The organism is Actinocorallia sp. A-T 12471 (assembly GCF_033875155.1).
Taxonomy (GTDB): Bacteria; Actinomycetota; Actinomycetes; order Streptosporangiales; family Streptosporangiaceae; genus Actinocorallia.
Window position 1 is genome coordinate 46,290 of the sequence record NZ_JAWZTE010000002.1, and the last position, 19,519, is coordinate 65,808.

Sequence of the window (19,519 nt, forward strand, 5' to 3'; positions counted from 1 at the left end):
AAGGGGGACGGGGCGAATGAGCGGTTCGGCGCAGATCGGGGTCAGCGGCCTCGCGGTGATGGGACGCAACCTCGCGCGCAACTTCGCGCGCCAGGGCTACACCGTCGCGGTGCACAACCGCACGGAGAGCCGCACCAAGGAGCTGGTCGAGGAGTTCGGGGCCGAGGGCGCGTTCGTGCCCGCGCGCTCCCCCGAGGAGCTCGTGGCCGCGCTCGAGCGGCCCAGGCGCGTCATGGTGATGGTGAAGGCCGGCGCGCCGACCGACGCGGTCATCGAGGAGTTCGCGCCGCTGCTGGAGCCCGGCGACATGATCATCGACGGCGGGAACGCGCACTTCCTCGACACCAGGCGGCGCGAGAAGACGTTGCGCGAGAAGGGCATCCACTTCGTCGGCACCGGGATCTCCGGCGGCGAGGAGGGCGCGCTGAACGGCCCGTCGATCATGCCGGGCGGCTCGGCGGAGTCGTACGCCGCGCTCGGGCCGATGCTCGAGAAGATCGCCGCGAAGGCCGAGGACGGGTCGCCGTGCGTCGCGCACATCGGCACGGACGGCGCGGGCCACTTCGTCAAGATGGTGCACAACGGCATTGAGTATGCCGACATGCAGCTGATCGGCGAGGCGTACCAGCTGCTGCGCGACGTCGGCGGCAGGTCGCCCGCCGAGATCGCCGAGGTCTTCCGCTCGTGGAACACCGGCCGGCTCGACTCCTACCTCATCGAGATCACCGCAGAGGTGCTCGCGCACACCGACGCCACCACCGGCAAGCCGTTCGTCGACGTGGTGCTCGACCAGGCCGAGCAGAAGGGCACGGGCCGCTGGACCGTGCAGACCGCACTGGACCTCGGCGTCCCGGTCTCCGGCATCGCCGAGGCGGTGTTCGCCAGGTCCCTGTCCGGCCACGCCGACCTGCGCGCCGCCGCCGTCGACCTCGCGGGCCCGACCCCGACGCCGCTCCCCAAGGCCGAGGCCGACGCGTTCGCCGCCAAGGTCGAGCAGGCCCTGTACGCCTCGAAGATCGTCTCCTACACGCAGGGCTTCCACGAGATGGCCGCGGGCGCTGCCGAGTACGGCTGGGCACTCGACCTCGGTGAGATCGCCGCGATCTGGCGCGCGGGCTGCATCATCCGCGCCGCGTTCCTCGACCGCATCCGCGCCGCCTACGACGCCAAACCCGACCTGCCGCTGCTGCTGGCCGACCCGGCGTTCGCCGCCGAACTCGCCGACGCCCAGACCGACTGGCGCGACGTCGTCGCCACCGCCACCCACCGGGGCGTACCCGTCCCCGGCTTCTCCGCCGCCCTCGCCTACTACGACGCCCTGCGCTCCCCCCGCCTCCCCGCCGCCCTCACCCAGGCCCAACGCGACTACTTCGGCGCCCACACCTACCACCGCACCGACCACCAAGGCACCTTCCACACCGACTGGTCAGGCGACCGCAAGGAAAAAGCCACCTAAGCCCGCCCTGGGACAAACCCGCACAAAACCTGAGATCCGGGACAATCCCACACCAAGAGAACCCGCGAGGGTTCCAAGGAACACCGGCCCGGCCCGAGTCCCCGACAGCGAAGACACCAGCCCCCACGCAAACAGACCCGCCCAGGGAACCCGTGAAGGGGTACAAGTAACGCCGGCCCGGCCCCAGTCCCCAATAGTGAAGACCCCAGCCCCCACGCAAACGGACCCACCCAGGGAAGCCGTGAGGGGTACAAGGAATGCTGGGCCGGGCTTCTCTCCCGATAGTGAAGACACCGGGCCTGGCGGCCGTGCGCGCCCAGCGCTGTCCCGTAGGCCCCCAGGGCCGGAGGGACAGCGCTGGGCTTTAAGGCGCACGGCCGCCAGGCCCAAATAAACACAGCGCACAGCCCTCAAGCCCCGATAAGCACACCATTCAAGTCTGCCACCAGGGTGCGAACAGTCTCCCTAGCACACGTCTTGTTAGTACCGATGAACCCGTTCGGCCCCCGTTTGATCCATCCCGCCACATACGTGCGGTCCATGCCAATAACGCGCCCCTTGTCATTCGGCACAGTTCCAGTGCCCTCGTCAAAGGGAAGCCCCGGTACCGGCCTGCCCTTGTACCCGATGGACGACAGCACAAGCCCCGCCTCAAGAAGTTCCTCACCGATAAGCACCCCATCCGGGGTAAGCCCAGTGGGCGCACTGAAGTACCGCAGCACCACCCGCCGCCCCTCCCCCGGCGCACCCAACCCCGCGAGCAGCCCCAGTTTCCGCGAAGCCGCCCCCTCAAGCCCACCCGGATCACTGAGGTCACCCTCCACCACGACGTTCACCGCCGCCGCGAGCCCCAGCAGCTCCCCCGACGTGAACGCCGAGTCCGCCGGGCCGCGCCGCGCGAGCACCACGACCTCCTCCACCCGGCTCGCGCGCAGCGCTTCGAGCGCGTCCGGGGCGATGTCGGTCGCCGCGAGCGTCGCGGGGTCGAGGGTGAGGATGCGGGCGACGTCGAGGGCCACGTTGCCGTTGCCGATGATGACGGCCCTGCGGTGGGACAGGTCGAACACGTGCCGGGTGTGGTCGGGATGGCCGTTGTACCAGCCGACGAACTCGGTCGCGGTGCCGATCCCGTCGGCCCCCGGCAGGTCGAGCCTGCGGTCGGACGCCGCCCCGACCGCGTAGACGACGGCGTCGTGCCCGTCGAGGAGCGCGGCGTGGTCGATGTCGCGGCCGACCTCGGTGTTCAGGTGCAGCCGGAACCCGTCCTGGCGGGCGATGACGTCGAAGGTGTCGGCGACGCGCCGGGTGTCGCCGTGGTCGGGCGCGACGCCGAACCTGGCGAGGCCGTAGGGCACGGGCAGCCGCTCGTACATGTCGACGGTCGCGCCGGGGATCGTCAGCATCTCGTCGGCGGCGTACATCGCGGCGGGGCCGGACCCGACGATCGCGACGCGCGGCGGCGCGCCCTCGCGCACCCGGAGCGGCGAGGGCACCCGGGCGAGGAGTGTGCCGCGGTCCCTGCCCTCCTTGTAGAAGTCCGCGTTTATCTGGAGGAAAGGCGCCTGGTCGGGGGTGAGCGCCAAGTGCGGGCGGATCGCGCCGACGGGGCACGCCGTCATGCACGCGCCGCAGTCCACGCACGCCGCGGGGTCGATGTAGAGCATCTCCGCGGTGGCGAAGTCGGGCTCGTCGGGGGTGGGGTGGATGCAGTTGACCGGGCAGGCGTAGACGCAGTTGGCGTCGTTGCAGCAGGACCGGGTGACGACGTGCGGCATGGGGTGGGCGTCTTCCCTCGTGGCTGGCTCAGGCGGCGGTGCGTGCGGGGCGGTGCGGTTCGCCGCGGAAGCGCGAGGACTGGCCGTCGATGCCGCACATCCGCCACACCCTGCGCGACACCGGGTTCATCAGGCCGAGCTGGTCGGCGAGCATCCGCACGTCGTTGAAGCACTCGCGCAGCAGCTCCCGCGAGCGCGGCGAGTCCCAGAACGCCTCCTTCATCACGTGGCGCGGGATGGCGAACTTCTTGGCGAACTCCGGCGGCGGGACGACGATCGCGCCGCCGAGCCAGCGCATCACCACCGGGTAGGTGATCGAGGTGAGCGCGCGCGCGGAACGGCTCTGCTCCCCGATGTGCTTGCGCAGGAAGCGGTGCGCGAAGGAGATGTGCCGCGCCTCCTCGGCGATGTGGATCTCCATGGTCCGCAGCATCGCGGGCGGGATGTCCTTGCCCTCGCGGATGAGCGTCTTCTGGATGTGGTCGATGGGCTCCTCGCCGGCGAGGATGCCGATGAAGAACAGCGCGGGCCAACGCGCGAACAGGCTCCACGTCGCCATGGTGTTCCGGTAGAGCCCGCGCATACCGGGCACGTCCTCGCCCGTGCGGTTCACGAACTCCTGGAACATCTGGATGTGGTTGCACTCCTCGGTCATCTCGTGGAGGCAGTACCTGAACTCCGCCGACTGGTTCGGCAGCCGCATGACGTACTGCATCATGCCGCGGATCAGCACGCTCTCGAAGCTCAGGCCGACCTTCTGCACGTTGGCCTGCCGCCAGCGGCCGATCTCGATCTTCCGCTCCAACGGCAGCGCCTGGTACCAGGGGTGCACGCCGAGCGGGTCGCTGTGCTCCGACAGGACCCAGCGCGGGTCGTCCGGGTCGAGTGCCATCTCCGGGGAGTCCCAGGCGATGTCGAGGTAGGGGTCGAACCTGCGGTGCACCGATCCCTCGGAGAGGGTCTGGAGCATGTCCTTGTAGTCCTGCTCGATCATCACGGCCTCCGCAGTCCGTTTACACTTACTGCGCCGACTGTAAACGGAGCCCGTGACCGGGTCAAGGGCCTCCCCCCGGGGGCAATAGAGTGAGCTGCGTGACAGAGCGCCCCTCGCGCCGCACTCCCGAGGAGTTCCGCGCGCTGATCCTCGACGCCGCGGCCGAATGCCTGGTCGAGGGCGGATTCGCCTCGGGAAGACTGCTGTCGGCGATCGCCCGCAAGGCAGGCGTCTCACGTCCGACGCTGTACAAGTACGGCGGCACCGTGGACGACATCAAGGAGGCGCTCGTCGAACGCGAACTCGCCGCGTTCATCGAGCACATCTCCCCCGCCTTCGACGAGCTCGCCTGGACGCCGGAGTACCTGACCGACCTCCTCGTCCTCGTCATCGACTACACCCGCCACCACCCGCTGCTCACCGCGGCGCTGCGCGACGTGCCCGAACTCGTCCTGCCGGTCTTCACGCTGCACGCCCGCGTGCAGGTCGACCGGATCGAGGAGTTCGTGACGCCGGTCCTGCGCGCGCACATCGCGGCGGGCCGGATGCCCGATGTGGACATCTCGGTCCTGGTCGACGCGCTCTACCGGGTCGTCATGGCGGCGGTGATCGTCAACACCGGGCACGACTTCGACGACCCCGAGGTCCTGCGCTCCTACCTCGGCACCGGCCTGGCCTTCCTCACCGGCCTCCCCGCCTCCCGCTGACGGCCCGTCGGCCAAAGCCCGGGTCAACGGACGGCCCCGGCCGCGTCGCGGTTCTCGCGCAGTGCCAAGGACCGGCCACCATCGGTCTCCGGCCATTGGCGGGACGGCCCGGCCTCGCCGACACTGGAGGGAGCAGTGTCCACCAGCCGGAAGCGGAGGTGGAATGGTCTTCCCAGACAGCGGGCCCGGGGGTTACCGGGACCGGATGGAGGCGGGCGAGCGCCTCGGCGCGCTCCTCGCGGACTCGGGCCTGGCGGCCGAGAAGCCCGTCGTGCTCGGGCTTCCGCGCGGCGGCGTGCCCGTCGCGGCGGGGGTCGCGGCGGCCCTCGACGCGCCCCTCGACGTGATCGTCGTCCGCAAGCTCGGCCTGCCCGCGCAGCCCGAGGTCGCGCTCGGCGCGGTCGGCGAGCGCGGGGTCAGGGTGCTGAACCAGCATCTGATCGCACAGACCAGGACAGGCAGGGCGGAACTCGCCGAAGTCGAGCGGCGGGAACGCGCGAACCTCGAGGAGAGGGCCGCGCGCTACCGGGCGCTGCGCCCGCGCTTCCCCCTGGAGGGGCGGTGCGCGCTCCTCGTGGACGACGGCCTGGCCACCGGCGCGACGGCCCGCGCCGCCTGCGCGGTGGCGCGGGAGCTCGGCGCGGCACGTGTCGTGGTCGCGGTGCCGGTCGCCGCCCGCGACTCGGCCGCCGCCGTCGCCGAGTCCGCCGACGAGGTCGTCTGCCCGCTGCTGCCCGACGGTTTCACCGCCGTCGGCGCCTGGTACGACGACTTCGCGCCGACGCCCGACGCCGAGGTCGAACTTCTGCTGGCCCGTGCCGCCGCCAAGGAGGCCCCGGAGGCCGACGAGGACGTCCTGGTGGGCTGGGAGGAGCTTCCCGGCCATCTGACGCTGCCGGCAGGCACCCGCTCGGTCGTCGTCTTCGCACATGGCAGCGGAAGCGGCGCGGCGAGCCCGCGTAACAGGGGCGTCGCAAGCGCGCTCAACGACGCGGGCTTCGGCACGCTGCTGTTCGACCTGCTGCGCGAGTCCGAGGCGGACCGGACCTTCGACATCGACTTCCTGGCCGCACGCCTCGAAGGCGCGACGCGCTGGCTGCTCGGCAAGGTCCCCGACCTCGCCGTCGGCTACTTCGGCGCGTCCACGGGCGCGGCGGCCGCGCTGCACGCCGCGGCCTCGCGCGCGTCGCCGGTCCAGGCCGTGGTCTCGCGCGGCGGACGGCCCGACCTCGCCGGGGCGAACCTGCCCGCCGTCCGCGCCCCGACCCTGCTGATCGTGGGCGGCGCGGACACCGAGGTCCTCGACCTCAACCGGGCGGCGCAGGAGCGGCTGACGTGCGCGAACCGCCTCGACGTCGTGCCCGGGGCCACCCATCTGTTCGCCGAACCCGGCGCGTTGGAGACCGTCTGCCTCCTCGCCGCCGCGTGGTTCCGCGAACACCTCCCCTGAGCGTGCCGGGTAGCCGCGCGGCATCCCTGGGTAGCGGGACAGAAGGGACATCTCACTATCGGGGAGGACGAATGGAGATCGGCTACAAGCTCATGGCCGAGGCGTACGGCCCGATCGACCTTGTGGAGCAGGCCGTCCGGGCCGAGGAGGCGGGCTTCGACTTCGTCGAGATCAGCGACCACTTCCATCCGTGGCTCGAGGCGCAGGGCCACTCGCCGTTCGCCTGGTCGGTGCTCGGCGCGATCGCCGCGCGGACCGAGCGGATCAGGCTGCTGACCGGCGTCACCTGCCCGACCGTCAGGTACCACCCGGCGATCATCGCGCAGGCCGCCGCGACGCTCGGGGTGATGTCGCGGGGCAGGTTCACCCTCGGCGTCGGCTCCGGGGAGCGGCTGAACGAGCACGTCGTCGGGGAGGGGTTCCCCGAGTCGCCCAAGAAGCGGCAGGAGATGCTGCGCGAGGCCGTCGAGATCATCCGGCTGCTGTGGCAGGGCGGATACCGGTCCTACCGGGGCGAGCACTTCGAGCTCGCCCGCGCCAAGCTCTTCGACCTGCCCGACGAGCCGGTGCCGATCGCGGTCGCGGCGGGCGGCCCCGCCGCGGCGAAGCTCGCCGCCGAGATCGGTGACGCCCTGTTCGTCACCGAGCCCGAGTCCGCCCTTTCCGGGACGTACCGGGAGGCGGGAGGGCGCGGGCCCGTCTATGGGGAGATGTCGCTCGCCTACGCACAGAACGAGCAGACCGCCGTGAAGGCCGCGCACTCGACGACCCGCTGGTCGGTGCTCGGCTGGAAGGTCATGTCGGAGCTGCCGACCCCGTCGGCGTTCGCGGCGGCCAGCGAGACAGTCCGGGAGGAGGACATCGCGGCGGCCTTCCCGTGCGGCTCGGACCCCGACAAGATCGTCGCCGCCGCGCGCTCCTACGTCGACTCCGGGACCGACCACCTGGTGATCCTCAACTGCGGGCCGGATCCGGACTTCTTCTTCGACTTCTACAGCGGGCAGCTCGACGGCCGCCTGCGCGCCCTGCCCAAGCAGCCCTGACCGTCACATGCCGTGTGCAGGGTGCATAACACATGCATCTTGCACACATTGCGTGGGATAGGTTCTTCCCTCTGGGCCCGCGACCGGCGCGGCCACTCGGACGGGACGGACGGCGGATGGGACCGGCGGAGAAGATCGAGTACGAGATGATGCTGCTCGGGCGGCACAGCCAGGTATTCGGCCCGCACGGACGGCACAGCGACCGCATGGACCGCAGCGCCTACGTCCTGCTGAGCCGAATCCTGCTTGACGGCCCCATGACCATCCGCCGGCTCAGCGAGGCGTTCGGCCTCGACCAGTCGACCCTCAACCGGCAGACGTCCGCGCTGCTGCGGGCCGGGCTCGTCGAGCGCATCGCCGACCCCGACGCCGGGATCGCCCGCCAGTTCCGGATCACCGCCGACGGCGAGCGGCGGCTCGAGGAGGAGCGGCTGCGGACCGTCGACAGCGTCGAGAAGGTCGTCAAGGACTGGACGACCGAGGAACGCGAGACCTTCGCCGCCTTCCTTCGCCGCTTCAACACCGACGTCGAGCACCTCAGCGGACGGCCCTGGCCCCGGCCCTGACCTGCGATGATCTCCCGATTCGCGGCAGACCGTTGGCGTCGGGTCACCTTAGTGTGTGGGCATGGCCGAAAGCCCGCACGAGCCGCCGCCGCCCGGACGCGACCCGGTCCTGCACGTCGCCCTTCGGCTGTTCGCCGGGGTCGGCTACGACGCCACCACCGGGCGGATGATCGCCGACGCCGCGGGGGTCGACCAGGAGGAGATCAAGGCACGCGGCGGCAAACCCGGCATCTACGAACAGATCATCGCCGACTTCTTCGCCGCCCAGAACGCCCTCTTCGACGAGGTCGCCGCGACCTTCACCGCCGACGCCGACGGCGCGCGCAAGTTCCTCGCCCGCGTCCTCGACTTCTACCTCGACCACCCCGAGGCGATGGCGCTCTGGCAGCACCGCGCGCTTGACGACGCCGCCGACCTCGTCGGGCTCGACGACCGCTACCGCACCCCGATCCTGCGGCGGACCGCCGAGATCATGGGCGCCGAGGCGCTGCGCCACCCCGACTTCCTCATGATCGGCAACGTCGTCACCTGGAGCCTGTACGGCTTCCTGAACGGCGGCATCGACCGCGCGGACGGCGTCCACCTGGAGCCCGGCGACCCCGAGGCGCGCCTGATCTTCCGCGCCCAGATGCACCGGCTCCAGGACCTCGTCCTCGGCGCGCTGTACGACGAGGGCCCGGAACCGTCCTGACCTGCCCACGGGCCGGGCCCGGCGGCTCTCTACGATCTTCTTGTGGAGATCGCGACAATCACGACGGTGCTCGACCTCATCGGCGTCTGCATCAACGGCCTGCTCGGCGGGGTCGTCGCACGGCACCGCGGGTTCGACCTCTTCGGCTTCGCCGTGATCGGGGTGGTGTCGGGGCTCGGCGGCGGCGTCGTCCGCGACGTGCTGCTGATGCAGGGCCCGCCCGTCGCGCTCACCAACGCGCTCTACGTGCCGACGGCCCTGGCCGGGACGGCCGTGGCGTTCCTGCTGAAGTTCACCGAGCAGGACTGGCACAGGCTGTTCCTCAGCCTCGACGCGCTCGCCCTCAGCGTCTGGGCGATCGCGGGGGCCCAGAAGACCCTCGCCGCCGGCCTCGGCTGGGTCCCCGCGATCCTGCTCGGCACCCTCACCGCCGTGGGCGGCGGCGCGATCCGCGACCTGCTCGTGCAGCGGGTCCCGTCGGTCTTCGGCGGCAACGAGCTGTACGCGTCGGTCGCGATCATCGTCGCGAGCGTCTACGTCGTCTGCTCGGCCTTCGGGGCCGTCGTCGCCGGGACCGTCCTGGGGATCGTCGTCGGCACCCTCCTGCGGCTCCTGGCGGCCCGCAGGGGGTGGGGGCTGCCCGTGGGGATGCCGTACGAGGCAAGAGCGGTGTTCGGGAAGGTGCGCAGATCTCCGCGACCGCGTCCGCCGCGCAACCGGGCGCGCCGCCTACTGCGTCGCAAGAAGGACGAAGAGCAGGGCGACGGGGCCTGAGCCAAGGCTCATACCTGTACATCTCCCGCAGGGGTCTTCGCCGGGACCGCGCGCAAGGAGCGGACCGGACGCGTCAGCAGAAGGGCGAGGCACACGGCGACCGTCGTCGCGGTGGAGACGAGCAGCAGATCACGCGGCGCGAGGATCAGCAGGTACGCGCCCACGAGGGCCTGCCCGGCGGCTATCCCCGCGACCGAACCCGCCATCTCGTACGCGGTCACCCGGTTGAGGACGGCGTAGGGCACCTGCGTCTGCACGCTCGTCGCCCACATCACCGACCAGAACGCCCAGGCGCAGCCGCCGACCAGATGGCCCGCCATGAGCAGCGGAAGCGCGGGCTGGAGCGCGAGCGTCAGCGGCACGAACGTGAACCCGAACAGGGCGATCCCGCCTGCCGCCAGCGGCCGCGCCGGACGCAGCAGCATCGCCGTCAGCCCGCCGACCACGGTGCCGAGCCCGAGCGACGCCATCACCCAGCCGTAGGCCGCGTCGCCGAGCCGCTCCCCCACCAGCCGCGACCCGAGCGGCACCGAGGGACCGAAGACGAAAAGCCCGAAGAACACCCAGATGATGATCACCGACCACATCCAGGACCGCGCCCGGAACTCGCGCCAGCCCTCGCGCAGATCGGGCAGGAACGCGCTCTTGACCCGCGCGGCCGCGGGCAGGCCCCGGATCAGCGCGAGCAGCAGCCCGCTCAGCAGGAACGTCGCGGCGTCGACGGTGTAGACGACGCCCGCGCTGGTGAGCACCATGAGCATCCCGGCGAGCGCGGGCCCGGCGACCTGCGCGCCCGCGTCAGCGATCTTCAGCACCCCGTTGGCGCGCTGCGGATCGGACGCGACGAGCGGCACCATCCCGTTCACGCCCGGCTGGAACATCGCGGTGGCGATCCCGGCGAGCAGCGACGTCGCCAGCAGCAGCCACATCGGCGGCGTCCCCAGGAAGAACGCGACCGCGACCGCGCCCTGCGCGAGCACCCTGACGGCGTCGGCGGCGACCATCATCGTCCGCGCCCCCACCTTGTCGGCGAGGACGCCCCCGGCGAGCAGGAACAGCACAAAAGAGCCGGTCCACACCGCCATCACATAACCGACGCCGGAGATCCCGTAGATCCGGCCGACGGCCAGGGCCGCGGCGACGGGCATCATCGCGTCGCCGAACAGGGACACCACACGTGCCCCGAAGTACAGGGTGAACGTCGTCGTCCAGAGGCGGGGGGCGGGTGCGGCGGGGGCCGTGCGTTCCACGGTCGCGGTCATCGTGCGTACTCCATGACCCGTCATTCTTGCCACGCGCCGCCATCCCCACAGGTGTCCGGAAAGACGCGATCCGGTACTTTCCTGCCATGCGACATCGTGTGGTGGCCCTGGTCAGCCCGGGGCAGGAGCTGTACCCGGTGACCTGCGCGTCAGCCGTCTTCGGCTACCACGGGCCGGAAATCCCCCTGCGTTATTCCTTCCGGCTGTGCGCGGAACGGCCGGGACCCCTCCCGACGACCCTCGGGGCCGCCCTGGAGATCACCGACGGCCTCGAAGCCCTCGCGAACGCCGACACGATCCTGCTCGCCGACTGGCGGCGCGACCCGTCACCCGCCGTCCTCGCCGCCGTCGGCGCGGCGCACGCGCGCGGCGCGCGGCTGATCACGGTGTGGGCCGGGGTCTTCGTCGCCGCCGCGCTCGGCCTCCTCGACGGCAAACGCGCGGCAGTCCACTGGGACCTCGCCGGGGAGCTCGCCCGCCGCCACCCCCGCGTGCGCCCCGACGCCTCGGTCCTGTACATCGACCACGGCGACGTCGTGACGGCCGGGGCGTCGGCCACCGTCATCGACCTGTGCCTGCACCTCGTCAGATCCGACCACGGCGCGGCCCTCGCCCTGCGGATCGGCCGCCAGATCGCCGCGGCCCCGCACCGCGAAGGCCGTCAACGCCAATACCCCCGCCTCCCCACCTTGGGCCCCGCCGCCGATCCCCTGGCCCCCCTCCTCGACTGGATCACCGAGAACCTCGCGGCCCCCCTCACCGTCGCCGACATGGCGGAACGCTCCGGCACGTCCGAACGCTCCCTCAGCCGCAAGTTCACCGAACGCCTCGGCGTCTCCCCCGGCCGCTGGCTCCTCGACCGCCGCATCGCCCACGCCCGCGCCCTCCTCGAAGAAACCGACCTCCCCATAGAAGCCATCGCCCACCGCACCGGCCTGTCCTCCCCCACCAACCTCCGCCGCCGCTTCCGCACCGCCGTAGGCACCACCCCTTCCGCCTACCGCCACGCCCACCGCGGCCTCCCCGCCCCCTAACCCTCCCCACCCCAGGCACCAGCCAGCCACCCGACCTCGCCCCCAACCACACCGCGCCAAGCGCCTCGCGACGCGACGCTCACCACGCGCCCGCAGAACTGCGGCCGCCCAGCCCGGAACGTCAGGGGCGCCGCAAAGCGACGATCACGCCCCGCCCCACACCCACACCGCACAAAGCACCTCGCGGGACGGCGGTCAGGGGCGCGGCGTGCGGGGCGCAGCGTGCGGGACGCAGCGTGCGGGACGTGGGGAGCGTTGCGGGGCCGTGTGTTAGGCGGGGACGTCAGCAAGGGCGGCGCTCAGGAGCGCGGTCGCGGGGCTGTAGGCGCGGCGTGCGGAACGTGGGGTGCGTTGCCCGGCGGGTGGGTGGGGGGTCAGCGGGGGCGGCGGGGGACGGTGAGGGAGGCGAAAGCCTCGTCCAGGAGGGCGCGGAGGTCGCGGCCGTCCGCGCCGCCGGTCCAGGCTTCGACCGCGGCGTTCAGGCAGGTGAGGGCGGCGGCCGCGCGGACCGCGTCGCGCAGCCTCGGTGAGCGCGCACGGGCGCGCTGCGCGAGCGCCTCGGCGAGCAGCGGCCGCCAGGCGTGCTGCCGCTCAAGCTGACGCGCCCGCAGCGACGGCGTGTCGCGCACGAGGCGCGTCAGCGCGAGGGTGCGTTCCGGGTCGCTCGCGTAGGGCTCGATGAGGGTCGCAAGGGCGTTGCGCAGCGCAGTCCAGTCGTCCTCCGACGCCGGGCGCTCGCGCAGCGCGTCGGCGACCGCCATGCCCTGCGCGTCGAGCGCGCCGAGGACCGCGTCCTCCTTGCTGTCGAAGTAGCGCAGGAACGTACTGCGCGACACCCCCGCCGCCTCGGCCACCTCGGTGATGGTGACGTTGTCGAAGCCGTCGCGGGCGAACAGGTCGAAGGCGACCTCGGCAAGCTCCGCCCTGACCGCCGCGCGGGCGATGTCCCTGGTACTGGTGCGCACAGCTCCGCTCACCCCGTCGATCCTACGGGGTAGGCCACAACCGGCCGTAACCCGTACATATCCATCGGCCCTCAGTGCGTGACGACAGCGACAGGGCAGTCCGCGTGGTGCAGCACCGCGCCGCTCACCGACCCCAGGTACGGCCGCAGGTCTGTGCGGCGGCCTGGCCCGATGACGAGCAGGTCCGCCGACCGCGACTCCTCGAGCAGCGCGCTCTGCGGCTCCTCGAAGTGCAGCACGGGCACCGCGCGCACCCCCGGGAACCGCTCACGCCACGGCGTCAGCAACTCCTCAAGATCGTCAAGGGGGTCGCCCTCGACCACACCGCGCGACGGCAGCGCCCGCACAAGCCGCAGCTCCGCACCCGCCCTGTCGGCGGCCGCGAACCCGTAAGCCAACTCCTCAGCCTCCACCCCTCTCCCGGGCGCGAGCCCGACGGCCACCGCGCCGCGCGCCCCCGTGTCGTGCCCCCGCACGAGCACGACGGGCCGCGCGGTGTGCCCCGCGACGCCGAGGCTCGTCGTGCCGAGCAGCAGGAACTCCGACACGCGTCCCGCGCCCCGGTGCCCGAGCACAAGGACGTCGCCGCCGTCGGCGGCCTCGCGCAGCGCGGGGATCGCGGGCCCGTCGAGCAGCGCGGTCGTCACCTCGACGCCCTGCCCGCCGACCATCGCCACGGCGGCCCGCAGCACAAGGTCGCGCCCCGCGACGTCGCCGCCCTCCCCGGACGCCCACGGGTCCGCCGCCCGGACCACGCGCAGCCCGCCGCCGCGCCGCGCCGCCTCACGCACCGCCCATCGGACCGCGTTCGCCGCCACCGCCGACCCGTCGGTCCCGACGACCACCACACCATTACGCTCACTCGCCATATTCCGCCCATGCCCCCTGACACCGCCAGGAACACCCGACTTCCGCCCCCGTCCGCCGGGACCTCCGGCGCGCGCGAACCCCGCGCGGCTAGGCTGCCGAGGCCCGCACCCGCCGACCCCTTCCGGAGGCCGCCCACATGAGCCGGGACACGTCCCCGCACCCGCACGACACCGAGATCCTCGACCTCGTGAACTCGTCCGACGAGGTCATCGGCCAGATCCCCCGCAGCTCCTTCCCGCACCGCGCACCGCACGGCGCCTACATCCGCGTCGTCGACTGCTTCCTGCGCAACTCCAGCGGAGAACTGTGGATCCCCCGCAGGTCCCACACCAAGAAGCTCGCCCCCGGCGCGCTCGACTACAGCATGGGCGAACACGTCACCACCGGCGAGTCCTACGAGGACGCCGCCCTACGCGGCTTCACCGAAGAACTCAACCTGACAATCACCCCCTCCGACCTAACTCTCCTCACCAAGATCCCCCCAACTCCCACCAAGCCCTTCTTCCAAGCCCTCTACCTCCACACAACAGACACCACCCCCCACTACAACGAGGCCGACTTCATCGAAGCCCACTGGCTAACCCCCCAAGCCCTCCACACCCTCATCACTTCCGGCACCCCCACCAAACCCAGCCTCCCCTCCACCCTCACCCACTACCTCTCCCTAGCCCACCCCTAACCCCAACCCCACAAGAAAACTCCCAGAGGCCAAAGAACCACACACCCCAGCCCCCGAACCACGCCAACCCCAGCCACCCGCAAACCCCTGATCAAATCCTGCCCCCTGCCGTACCCAGGCGAGCGGACGGCAAACCCCCAACTCCTAACACCCGGTAAAAACAAAAAAGCCCCCGTACCGTAACGGGGGCGTGGGGGCGGAGCCCCCACATCGGGGGGTTCGGGGGGTCGCCCCCCCGATAGACATAGCGGCCCGCCGGGAGCTTTGAGCGACAGCGAAAAGCGACCAGCGGAAGCCGGCTCGTGGACGATACTGGGATTGAACCAGTGACCTCTTCCGTGTCAGGGAAGCGCTCTCCCGCTGAGCTAATCGTCCGGGATAACGAGGTGGAGACGGGATTTGAACCCGTGTACACGGCTTTGCAGGCCGTTGCCTCGCCTCTCGGCCACTCCACCGTGATCGACCCTCCAGGGCCGCTCCGAGCGGAAGACGGGATTCGAACCCGCGACCCCCACCTTGGCAAGGTGATGCTCTACCACTGAGCCACTTCCGCGTGTCTTGCCCCGGCCCTTCCGGCTGTCCCGGCCGGTCCGTGGCGACGTGGAAAACCATAGCCAACTCTCGGGCCGAGTGCCAAACCGGAGGCGCGCGGCCATGCGGAGCCGGGTAATCCGGGTGCGAGTGGTCGGTTCTGGGCGTGAAACTAGGGGTATGGATGCGTTCGCCCATGTGGGGGGTCTGCTGGCCACGGATCTGGCCGAGGTCTCCTCCGATCCCGCGGTGCTCGACGGGCGCGGCTGGTGGGCCGTGGCCGTCACCTATGAGGGCAAGGTGACGTGCGCCCGGTTCGAGCGGGTCAGGCCCGCTCCGCATCCGGAAGGGCCGTGGCGTGCGCCCGGACCGTGGCACAGCTCGCTGGACCGTTCCGCCTACGAGCGGGGCGTAACGGAGATCCGCGCGGCGATCGCCGACGGCGTCGTCTACCAGGCGAACCTCTGCCGTGTGCTGTCCGCGCCCGTCCGCGACGGGATCACCGGCCTCGGCCGCCGGCTGAGCGACGCCCATCCCGCCCCGTACGCGATGACGCTCAAGCTCCCCGGCCTTGAGATCGCCTGTGCGAGCCCCGAGCTCTACCTGGCCCGTGACGGCGACGTCGTCACGTCGGGGCCGATCAAGGGCACCGGGCGTACCGAGGCCGACCTCCTGCCGAAGGACCACGCCGAGAACGTCATGATCGTCGATCTCGTCCGCAACGACCTCGGGCGCGTCGCCGTCCCCGGGACCGTCGAGGTCCCCTCCCTGTGCGCGGTGGAACGGCATCCTGGGCTCGTCCACCTTGTGTCGACCGTACGCGCGCGCACGAACGCGGGCTGGCCGGAGATCCTTGACGCGACGTTCCCGCCCGGCTCGGTCACGGGCGCGCCCAAGTCGTCGGCCCTTGAGCTGATCGAGAGGCTTGAGCCGGTGGCGCGCGGCCCGTACTGCGGGGCGATCGGGTGGGTCGACGCCGACCGGCGCAAGGCCGCGCTCGCGGTCGGCATCCGCACGTTCTGGATCGAGGACGGGCATGTGCGCTTCGGCACGGGCGCGGGCATCACCTGGGGTTCCGATCCCGCGAGAGAATGGCTGGAGACTGAGTTGAAGGCCGAACGGCTACTGGAGGTTGCCGATGCTGGTGTGGACTGACGGCGAGCTCGGGCGCGACCACGTCAGCGTGGTCGACCACGGGATCACCGTGGGCGACGGCGTCTTCGAGACGGTCAAGCTCGTCAGGGGCGTGCCGTTCGCGCTGACGCGGCATCTGCGCCGCCTCGCCGTGTCCGCGCGCGGCCTCGGCCTGCCGGAGCCGGACGAGGGGTTCGTGCGCAAGGGCGTCGAGGAGGTCCTCGCCCAGGCCGACCCGTGGGAGCTGGGACGGCTACGGATCACCTATACCGGCGGCCCCGGGCCGCTCGGCTCTGTCCGCGGAGACAAGGGCACCACGACGATCGTGATCGCGGGCGAGCAGAAGCCGTTCGCTCCGACCTCGCGGGTGGCGACCGTCCCTTGGCCGCGTAACGAGCGGGGGCCTTTGACGGGCCTGAAGACCACCTCCTACGCCGACAACGTGATCGCGCTGGCACGGGCCGCCGAGGCGGGCGCGGACGAGGCGATCTTCGGGAACCTCGCGGGGAACCTCTGCGAGGGCACAGGCTCGAACATCTTCGTCGTCGTAGACGGACGGCTGATCACGCCGACGTTGGACAGCGGCTGCCTGGCCGGGATCACGCGCGCGCTGGTGCTCGAGTGGGGCGACGCCGAAGAGTCCGACGTGCCTTTCGAGTCGCTGGGCGCGGTCCAGGAGGCGTTCCTCACCTCGACCACCCGCGACGTCCAGCCCATCACCTCGATCGACGGCCGCGAGCTGCCCGTCGGCGGGCTGACCCGGGCCGTCGCCGCCGAGTTCGCCATCCGGTCGGCCGAAACCGTCGATCCCTGAGCCGTAAAGCGGTGTTCCCCCGCGGAGCGCCGCTTGTTACACGAAAGGGCTTATTACGGCGGCCGTCCCGGTTCAGACTGGAAGCCGTGTACGACTTCGATCTCCTCGTGCTCGGATCAGGACCGGGCGGCCAGAAGGCCGCCATCGCCGCCGCCAAGCTCGGCAAGAGGGCAGCCGTCGTCGAGAAAAGGAACATGCTCGGCGGCGTCTGCATCAATACCGGGACAATTCCGTCCAAAACCCTCCGTGAGGCCGTGCTCTACCTGACCGGCCTCAACCAGCGCGAACTCTACGGGCAGAGCTACCGGGTCAAGGACGACATCACCGTCACCGACCTCGGCATGCGCACCCAGCACGTCATCGGCCGCGAGATCCAGGTGATCCGCAGCCAGCTCAGCCGCAACCACGTCCAGATGTTCGAGGGCACGGGCCGCTTCCTCGACGCGCACACCGTCGGCGTCTCCGGGGCCGAGGAGAAGAAGGTCACCGCCGAGAAGATCGTCATCGCCACCGGCACCTCCCCGGCGCGGCCGTCGAGCGTCGAGTTCGACGACCGCACCGTCATCGACTCCGACGCCATCCTCCACCTCGACCGCGTCCCCGAGACCCTCGTCGTCGTCGGCGCGGGCGTCATCGGGATCGAGTACGCCTCGATGTTCGCCGCGCTCGGCACCAAGGTCACCGTGGTCGAGCGGCGCGAGCGCATGCTCGAGTTCTGCGACCTCGAGATCGTCGAGGCGCTCAAGTACCACCTGCGGGACCTCGCCGTCACGTTCCGGTTCGGCGAGAGCGTCGCGGCGGTCGAACGCAGGCCGCGCGGCGCGATCACCGTCCTGGAGAGCGGCAAGAAGATCCCCGCCGACTGCGTCATGTACTCGGCGGGCCGGCAGGGCAAGACCGCGGAGCTGTGCCTCGACGCCGCGGGCCTCAGCGCCGACGCGCGCGGCAGGATCGAGGTCGACGAGAACTACCGCACCGAGGTCCCGCACATCTACGCCGTCGGCGACGTGATCGGCTTCCCCGCCCTCGCGGCGACCTCGATGGAACAGGGCCGGCTGGCGGCCCAGCACGCGTGCGGCGAACCCGTCGCCGACATGCACGAACTCCAGCCGATCGGGATCTACACCGTCCCGGAGATCAGCTTCGTCGGCAAGACCGAGGACGAGCTGACCCGCGAAAGGATTCCGTTCGAGGTCGGCGTCTCCCGGTACCGCGAGCTCGCGCGCGGGCAGATCATCGGGGACTCCTACGGGGTGCTCAAACTGCTCGTCTCCCCCGAGACGCGCAAACTCCTCGGCGTCCACGTGTTCGGGACGGGTGCCACCGAACTCGTCCATATCGGCCAGACCGTCATGGGCTGCGACGGAACCGTCGATTACCTGGTCAACACCGTCTTCAACTATCCGACGCTCGCCGAGTCCTACAAGGTCGCGGCCCTTGACGCGATGAACAAGATGCGGGCCATCGAGCGGCTCACCGCCGAGCTGTGACCGTCGTCTGATGCGCGGAGCCCCGCGCGAGCCGGGTGTGGTGACGGCCGGCGCGGGGCTCCACGGTCTGCGCGAGGGGTGTCAGGACGACCAGAGCAGATGGTCGAGTTCGGCGTCCATGTCCACGAACTCCGACTCGCGCCCGGCCGCCACGATGTCGTACGTCTTGTGCAGGAAGTCCGCCATCGGCGTCAACGGGACGTCGAACAGGGCGTTCCCGAACGGCGACGACAGGGCCAGGTGCAGCGTCCTGTCGTTCTCCGGGCCCGCGGGCCACACCTGGACGTCGCCGTCCCCGGCCCTGCGCTCGATGCCGATCGTCAACAGCTCACGGGCGAAGATCCACTCGACGGGATCGTCATTGCCCACGTGGAACGACATCCTGATCGCGTACGGATCGTCCGCCGCGTACTCGAGGGTCGCCAACAGGGGCACGGTGGAGCGGTCGGGCACGACGAGCCGAAGGCCCAGCTCCGCGGAGACGGTGGTGCTGCCGTTCATCGCCATTCCTTCGCGTCGGGCCCGGTGCGTCGAGCATGGATGAGGACTGCGCCTCAATGACGGGTGTCCCCCTGATCTATGACGCGTAACTGCGAGAACGCGTCAGAACATTCCCAGCACCAGGCCACGAGAGGCCCTGACTGAGCGTGACCGATACCACGCTGACCTGCGAAAACGCCTGGCAGACAGGTCTTGGGACTCTGACTCCCGGGTAAGGTTTGCCACCGCCCGGCGGGCGTTTTCGACCTCCCGGGACTCGACTTTCACGTAGGGTGAAACCGTGGCGATTGACCAGGAAAATGATCTCCAGGGCCGCGGGGGCCGCCTCGAACGCTTCCGTACCGTGATGCGTTCCAATCCATTGCTTTACACGACATGGCGGGTCGGCGTCTTCACCGTCGGCGTCGCCGTCCTGTTGGCGGGCGTGCTGATGATGGTGCTGCCGGGACCGGGGATCCTTGCCATCGTCGTCGGCTTCGCGATCCTGGCGACCGAATTCGTCTGGGCCCAGCGCGCCCTGAGCAAGGCCAAGGCGGCCGCGGAGCGGGCCAAGGAGAAGGCGCTCGACCCACGGGCCCGTCGGCGGAACCTGACCCTCGCGGTCCTGTGCGGCCTCATCGCCGCCGCCGTGCTGATCGCCTATCTCCGGATCGTCGGCCTCGAACTCCCCTGGCGCGCCGACTGGAGCCGCATCAACACCGCCTGACGCCCGCACACCGTCGCGACCGGGGTGTGAAATCCGATATTCCGGACCTTCCCGGCAGCCGATTCCGGTGTCGGCGT

At 71.0% G+C, this 19,519-nt stretch carries 19 protein-coding genes and 3 tRNA genes; 13 read left to right on the plus strand and 9 right to left on the minus strand.

Annotation, left to right across the window (positions count from 1 at the left end; translation table 11 throughout):
• The first annotated feature begins 16 nt into the window (after positions 1-16).
• Positions 17-1,456 (plus strand): NADP-dependent phosphogluconate dehydrogenase, encoded by a 1,440-nt coding sequence (gndA, locus tag R9X44_RS05330; protein ID WP_319812844.1) that lies wholly within the window; start codon positions 17-19, stop codon positions 1,454-1,456.
• 410 nt (positions 1,457-1,866) lie between these two features.
• Here the strand turns inward: gndA and R9X44_RS05335 are convergent, their stop codons facing one another.
• Both R9X44_RS05335 and R9X44_RS05340 read right to left on the minus strand, forming a co-directional pair.
• Positions 1,867-3,231: an FAD-dependent oxidoreductase gene (locus R9X44_RS05335; RefSeq protein ID WP_319812845.1), complete on the minus strand. Its 1,365-nt coding sequence runs from the start codon at positions 3,229-3,231 to the stop codon at positions 1,867-1,869.
• A 28-nt stretch (positions 3,232-3,259) separates the two neighbouring features.
• A complete protein-coding gene (locus tag R9X44_RS05340; RefSeq protein WP_319812846.1) occupies positions 3,260-4,225 on the minus strand; it encodes a diiron oxygenase in 966 nt (321 codons plus the stop codon).
• A 98-nt stretch (positions 4,226-4,323) separates the two neighbouring features.
• On the opposite strand from R9X44_RS05340, the gene R9X44_RS05345 reads away from it, so the two are divergent.
• The 6 genes from R9X44_RS05345 (at position 4,324) to R9X44_RS05370 (ending at position 9,456) form a co-directional block, all read left to right on the plus strand.
• Positions 4,324-4,932: a TetR/AcrR family transcriptional regulator gene (locus R9X44_RS05345; RefSeq protein ID WP_319812847.1), complete on the plus strand. Its 609-nt coding sequence runs from the start codon at positions 4,324-4,326 to the stop codon at positions 4,930-4,932.
• Between the two features lie 163 nt (positions 4,933-5,095).
• The gene (locus tag R9X44_RS05350) at positions 5,096-6,382 is read left to right on the plus strand and encodes an alpha/beta fold hydrolase (protein WP_319812848.1); all 1,287 of its coding nucleotides are present in this window, start codon (positions 5,096-5,098) and stop codon (positions 6,380-6,382) included.
• Between the two features lie 71 nt (positions 6,383-6,453).
• Positions 6,454-7,425, plus strand: a complete 972-nt coding sequence (locus R9X44_RS05355; RefSeq protein ID WP_319812849.1) for a TIGR03557 family F420-dependent LLM class oxidoreductase — start codon at positions 6,454-6,456, stop codon at positions 7,423-7,425.
• 116 nt (positions 7,426-7,541) lie between these two features.
• A complete protein-coding gene (locus R9X44_RS05360; RefSeq protein ID WP_319812850.1) occupies positions 7,542-7,991 on the plus strand; it encodes a MarR family winged helix-turn-helix transcriptional regulator in 450 nt (149 codons plus the stop codon).
• Positions 7,992-8,052: 61 nt separating this feature from the next.
• Positions 8,053-8,682 carry a helix-turn-helix domain-containing protein gene (locus tag R9X44_RS05365; protein WP_319812851.1) on the plus strand — a complete coding sequence of 210 codons (630 nt, stop codon included), beginning with the start codon at positions 8,053-8,055 and terminating at the stop codon, positions 8,680-8,682.
• 42 nt (positions 8,683-8,724) lie between these two features.
• The gene (locus tag R9X44_RS05370) at positions 8,725-9,456 is read left to right on the plus strand and encodes a trimeric intracellular cation channel family protein (protein ID WP_319812852.1); all 732 of its coding nucleotides are present in this window, start codon (positions 8,725-8,727) and stop codon (positions 9,454-9,456) included.
• A gap of 8 nt (positions 9,457-9,464) precedes the next feature.
• Here the strand turns inward: R9X44_RS05370 and R9X44_RS05375 are convergent, their stop codons facing one another.
• On the minus strand, positions 9,465-10,718 hold the full coding sequence (locus tag R9X44_RS05375) for an MFS transporter (protein ID WP_319812853.1): 1,254 nt from the start codon (positions 10,716-10,718) through the stop codon (positions 9,465-9,467).
• Between the two features lie 86 nt (positions 10,719-10,804).
• On the opposite strand from R9X44_RS05375, the gene R9X44_RS05380 reads away from it, so the two are divergent.
• On the plus strand, positions 10,805-11,752 hold the full coding sequence (locus R9X44_RS05380; RefSeq protein ID WP_319812854.1) for a GlxA family transcriptional regulator: 948 nt from the start codon (positions 10,805-10,807) through the stop codon (positions 11,750-11,752).
• Between the two features lie 374 nt (positions 11,753-12,126).
• Here R9X44_RS05380 and R9X44_RS05385 read toward each other — a convergent pair whose 3' ends face one another.
• Together R9X44_RS05385 and R9X44_RS05390 are read right to left on the minus strand one after the other, a co-directional pair.
• Complete coding sequence (locus tag R9X44_RS05385; RefSeq protein ID WP_319812855.1) at positions 12,127-12,729, minus strand: TetR family transcriptional regulator; 603 nt, start codon at positions 12,727-12,729, stop codon at positions 12,127-12,129.
• 59 nt (positions 12,730-12,788) lie between these two features.
• Complete coding sequence (locus R9X44_RS05390; protein WP_319812856.1) at positions 12,789-13,565, minus strand: universal stress protein; 777 nt, start codon at positions 13,563-13,565, stop codon at positions 12,789-12,791.
• 158 nt (positions 13,566-13,723) lie between these two features.
• Here R9X44_RS05390 and R9X44_RS05395 point away from each other — a divergent pair, with 158 nt between their 5' ends.
• Entirely contained in the window at positions 13,724-14,266 is a 543-nt protein-coding gene (locus tag R9X44_RS05395; RefSeq protein ID WP_319812857.1) for an NUDIX domain-containing protein, read from the plus strand.
• A gap of 303 nt (positions 14,267-14,569) precedes the next feature.
• Here R9X44_RS05395 and R9X44_RS05400 read toward each other — a convergent pair.
• The 3 genes from R9X44_RS05400 to R9X44_RS05410 form a co-directional block, all read right to left on the minus strand.
• A tRNA-Val gene (locus R9X44_RS05400) sits at positions 14,570-14,641 on the minus strand.
• Between the two features lie 9 nt (positions 14,642-14,650).
• Positions 14,651-14,721, minus strand: a tRNA-Cys gene (locus R9X44_RS05405).
• 26 nt (positions 14,722-14,747) lie between these two features.
• A tRNA-Gly gene (locus R9X44_RS05410) sits at positions 14,748-14,819 on the minus strand.
• A gap of 158 nt (positions 14,820-14,977) precedes the next feature.
• On the opposite strand from R9X44_RS05410, the gene R9X44_RS05415 reads away from it, so the two are divergent.
• The 3 genes from R9X44_RS05415 to sthA all read left to right on the plus strand — a co-directional run bounded on the left by R9X44_RS05415 (position 14,978) and on the right by sthA (position 18,235).
• Entirely contained in the window at positions 14,978-15,952 is a 975-nt protein-coding gene (locus R9X44_RS05415; protein ID WP_319812858.1) for a chorismate-binding protein, read from the plus strand.
• Positions 15,936-16,745 (plus strand): aminotransferase class IV, encoded by an 810-nt coding sequence (locus R9X44_RS05420; protein ID WP_319812859.1) that lies wholly within the window; start codon positions 15,936-15,938, stop codon positions 16,743-16,745. Before R9X44_RS05415 ends, R9X44_RS05420 begins: the two co-directional genes overlap by 17 nt.
• 86 nt (positions 16,746-16,831) lie before the next feature.
• The gene (gene sthA, locus R9X44_RS05425; protein ID WP_319812860.1) at positions 16,832-18,235 is read left to right on the plus strand and encodes a Si-specific NAD(P)(+) transhydrogenase; all 1,404 of its coding nucleotides are present in this window, start codon (positions 16,832-16,834) and stop codon (positions 18,233-18,235) included.
• A gap of 81 nt (positions 18,236-18,316) precedes the next feature.
• Here the strand turns inward: sthA and R9X44_RS05430 are convergent, their stop codons facing one another.
• Entirely contained in the window at positions 18,317-18,736 is a 420-nt protein-coding gene (locus R9X44_RS05430; protein WP_319812861.1) for an SsgA family sporulation/cell division regulator, read from the minus strand.
• Positions 18,737-19,082: 346 nt separating this feature from the next.
• On the opposite strand from R9X44_RS05430, the gene R9X44_RS05435 reads away from it, so the two are divergent.
• Positions 19,083-19,442, plus strand: coding sequence for a PGPGW domain-containing protein (locus tag R9X44_RS05435; protein ID WP_319812862.1), 360 nt, complete (start codon positions 19,083-19,085; stop codon positions 19,440-19,442).
• Positions 19,443-19,519 lie beyond the last annotated feature (77 nt).

Excerpts from the sequence above, each read along its gene's own strand:
- gndA (WP_319812844.1), top strand. The coding sequence starts at position 17 with ATGAGCGGTTCGGCGCAGATCGGGGTCAGCGGCCTCGCGGTGATGGGA.
- R9X44_RS05335 (WP_319812845.1), bottom strand. The coding sequence starts at position 3,231 with ATGCCGCACGTCGTCACCCGGTCCTGCTGCAACGACGCCAACTGCGTC.
- R9X44_RS05340 (WP_319812846.1), bottom strand. The coding sequence starts at position 4,225 with ATGATCGAGCAGGACTACAAGGACATGCTCCAGACCCTCTCCGAGGGA.
- R9X44_RS05350 (WP_319812848.1), top strand. The coding sequence starts at position 5,096 with ATGGTCTTCCCAGACAGCGGGCCCGGGGGTTACCGGGACCGGATGGAG.
- R9X44_RS05355 (WP_319812849.1), top strand. The coding sequence starts at position 6,454 with ATGGAGATCGGCTACAAGCTCATGGCCGAGGCGTACGGCCCGATCGAC.
- R9X44_RS05360 (WP_319812850.1), top strand. The coding sequence starts at position 7,542 with ATGGGACCGGCGGAGAAGATCGAGTACGAGATGATGCTGCTCGGGCGG.
- R9X44_RS05365 (WP_319812851.1), top strand. The coding sequence starts at position 8,053 with ATGGCCGAAAGCCCGCACGAGCCGCCGCCGCCCGGACGCGACCCGGTC.
- R9X44_RS05375 (WP_319812853.1), bottom strand. The coding sequence starts at position 10,718 with ATGACCGCGACCGTGGAACGCACGGCCCCCGCCGCACCCGCCCCCCGC.
- R9X44_RS05380 (WP_319812854.1), top strand. The coding sequence starts at position 10,805 with ATGCGACATCGTGTGGTGGCCCTGGTCAGCCCGGGGCAGGAGCTGTAC.
- R9X44_RS05395 (WP_319812857.1), top strand. The coding sequence starts at position 13,724 with ATGAGCCGGGACACGTCCCCGCACCCGCACGACACCGAGATCCTCGAC.
- R9X44_RS05415 (WP_319812858.1), top strand. The coding sequence starts at position 14,978 with ATGGATGCGTTCGCCCATGTGGGGGGTCTGCTGGCCACGGATCTGGCC.
- R9X44_RS05420 (WP_319812859.1), top strand. The coding sequence starts at position 15,936 with ATGCTGGTGTGGACTGACGGCGAGCTCGGGCGCGACCACGTCAGCGTG.
- R9X44_RS05430 (WP_319812861.1), bottom strand. The coding sequence starts at position 18,736 with ATGAACGGCAGCACCACCGTCTCCGCGGAGCTGGGCCTTCGGCTCGTC.
- R9X44_RS05435 (WP_319812862.1), top strand. The coding sequence starts at position 19,083 with ATGCGTTCCAATCCATTGCTTTACACGACATGGCGGGTCGGCGTCTTC.